The 2,575-nt window shown below is 63.0% G+C and carries 3 protein-coding genes and 2 pseudogenes; all 5 read left to right on the forward strand.

Annotation, left to right across the window (positions count from 1 at the left end):
• Positions 1–204, forward strand: a pseudogene (locus EG244_RS19980) (IS3 family transposase); the annotation flags it as partial.
• 43 nt (positions 205–247) lie between these two features.
• Positions 248–1,132, forward strand: a pseudogene (locus EG244_RS19985) (major capsid protein); the annotation flags it as partial.
• A 53-nt stretch (positions 1,133–1,185) separates the two neighbouring features.
• Complete coding sequence (locus tag EG244_RS19990) at positions 1,186–1,494, forward strand: hypothetical protein (protein ID WP_124966899.1); 309 nt, start codon at positions 1,186–1,188, stop codon at positions 1,492–1,494.
• A gap of 4 nt (positions 1,495–1,498) precedes the next feature.
• On the forward strand, positions 1,499–1,924 hold the full coding sequence (locus tag EG244_RS19995) for a hypothetical protein (protein WP_124966900.1): 426 nt from the start codon (positions 1,499–1,501) through the stop codon (positions 1,922–1,924).
• A 159-nt stretch (positions 1,925–2,083) separates the two neighbouring features.
• A complete protein-coding gene (locus tag EG244_RS20000; RefSeq protein ID WP_124966901.1) occupies positions 2,084–2,434 on the forward strand; it encodes a COG4315 family predicted lipoprotein in 351 nt (116 codons plus the stop codon).
• Positions 2,435–2,575 lie beyond the last annotated feature (141 nt).

Raw genomic sequence — 2,575 nt, forward strand, 5'->3', positions numbered from 1 at the left:
GAGACTATAAACGGCCTCTTCAAGGCAGAAGTCATCCATCGACGTAGACCATGGCGGGGCTGCGCTGCGGTCGAATACGCAACATTGGAAGGGGTTGACTGGTTCAATCACCGCCGTCTGCCTGAGCCTGTCGGGAACATTCCGCCTGCAGAGGCAGAGGCCAACTTCTGCGCGGCTCTGGAAACAAAACCAATGGCCGCGTAACCAACGATAATGAGCCTCCGGCAAACACGGAGCGGTTCACAAGTTCAACGCGGCTTCCGGCGGGTCCATCGTGCTGTCGCCTGCGGGCTTCGATGGTGACTTCTTCCAGGAGAGCTTCTGGAAGGCGATCCACACCGCGCAGCGCCGCGTTGACTGCTATGCCGCCCAGGCCACCGCCGCCGCGACTGACCTGCAGCAAGGCAGCATTGCATCGGTGAAAATCGCGGGCGGCTTCGGTCCGATCCGCTTTGAGCCGGGGCAGATGACGTGGCTGCAAAAGCCCACCGCCGAGGGCATCGAGGTCGCTTCGCGCAACTTTGCCGAAGCCCTGCTGCAGGACCAGATCAACACCGCCATCGCGGCACTGGTCGCAGCCATTGGCAATAATGCGACCATGGTCAACGATGTTTCGACCACCGGCCTGCTGACCTACCGCGCGCTGAACGGGGCCCATGCCAGGTTTGGCGACCGCTCGGCGGACATCATCGCCAACATCATGACCGGCGCGGCCTGTCATTCGCTGATCGACCAGAACCTCGCCAACGGCCAGAGCCTGTTCCAGGCGGGTGGCGTGACTGTGGTCGATATCCTGAACAAGCGCATCGTCATCACCGACGCGCCCGCGCTCTCCGTGGCGGCTGTGGCCGGTGATACGCCTGTGCCCGCCAAGTCCCGCGCCCTCGGCCTCGTGACCGGCGCTGCGACGATCTCCGATGCTGGCGACGTGATCACCAACATTGAGCCCAGGATCGAGACCACGATGTAGTCGGATTACACCTTCGGTCTGGGCCTCAAGGGCTACACCTGGGACGTGACCAACGGCGGCAAGTCCCCGACCGATGCCGAGCTGGCGACCGGCTCGAACTGGGACAAGGTTGCGACCTCGGCCAAGCACACCGCAGGCGTGCTGGCGGTCGGCCAGGCCTGATCTTTGGTGTGGGGCTGGGCAGCCAGCCCCCATCCCAAGCTCAGGAGGCAATCATGACTGACCGCAAAATCGTCTACGCAACGCATCCGCTGCGTGCCGAGCTCAAGGCCGAGGCCAACAAGGCTGGCGTCAAGATCATCGACGCGGCATTCGCGCCCGCGGGTGAGCGCATCATGGATGGCCAGACGGGCCTCCCCGTGGGCGAGGACGTCTCGGGCATCACGGCGACCGCCAGCCAGATCGGCCGCATGAACAAGGCCGCCCTTATCGCCTTCCTCGCGGCCAAAGGCGTCGAAACCCCGAACGACGCCACGAACGCTCAGCTGGCCGGATTGGCTCTGCCTTTTGCCGAACAGGACTGACCCCATGCACTCGATGATCATCCCCGCCGTGACCCCAGCCGAGGCCACCGCCTATGTCGCCTCGACCGGTGCGGCGGGCTGGCCATCGGATGAGACCGAACAGGCGCAGGCCCTCATGCGGGGGCAGCGCCACATCGCCAGCCGCGACAATGGCCGGTGGTCGCTGGACTTCGACGGAGACAGCGTGCCCGTCGAAGTCCAGTATGTCCTCATCGAGGCAGCGACCCTCGAGGCCCGCCAGCCGGGCGCACTAAACCCGATGAGCACGCCAGCCACAGGCAAGGTACTCGTGGGCGCGGGCAAGCTCCGGTGGGAGCGCGTGAAGGGGGCGGACGAGGCTGGCAGCTATATCCCCCGCATCGCCGCTGTGGATGGCCTCCTGCGCGGGCTGGTGCGCTCAGGGTCCACGCATTGGCTGATGAGAGCATAGCGCAAATATCTGCCGGTCACGGCATGTATCGAAAAGGTGATATGACAGCCCATTTTCTCAGGATCACCCTCCAGATGGGCAGGATGGGGTCTCGTCGCGGAGCAGCGTGACACCGTCTTCCCGGCAAGCTCACATCAGCATGCTCCGGGAGTGATAAAGATGAGACTATCGATCAGGTTGCTGTCCGCACTCCTGGCCTTTGTACCGGTTAGCTATGCGTCGGCTCAAACCCCAATGACCGACGACGCGAAGATGACTCTCTACACTTTTGACAAAGACACTGACGGTCAGTCAGCCTGCTACGATGGCTGCGCCAGGAACTGGCCGCCCTACCTCGGCAAAGCGGGTGAGACCAAAGGTGAAGGCTGGACCCTCATTGATCGAACCGATGGGACAAAACAGTGGGCCCACAAAGGCAAACCTGTCTACCTTTACTTCGAGGACACCAAAGCCGGGGACGTTCTGGGAGACGGAAAGGGCGGAGGTACATGGCATACCCTTACTGAATAAGCGCGCCCGGCTCTTCGTTAACCCACATTGGCCCCGCCCTCAGCGGGGCCTTTCATTAATGGAGGTCGGAAATGGGCGCTGATAGTGTAACCGCCCCCCGACGGCATCGATGTGCCATATGTGGACGGCCCCCTCCCTACA

This window comes from Falsigemmobacter faecalis (genome assembly GCF_003863335.1).
GTDB classification, from domain to species: domain Bacteria; phylum Pseudomonadota; class Alphaproteobacteria; order Rhodobacterales; family Rhodobacteraceae; genus Wagnerdoeblera; species Wagnerdoeblera faecalis.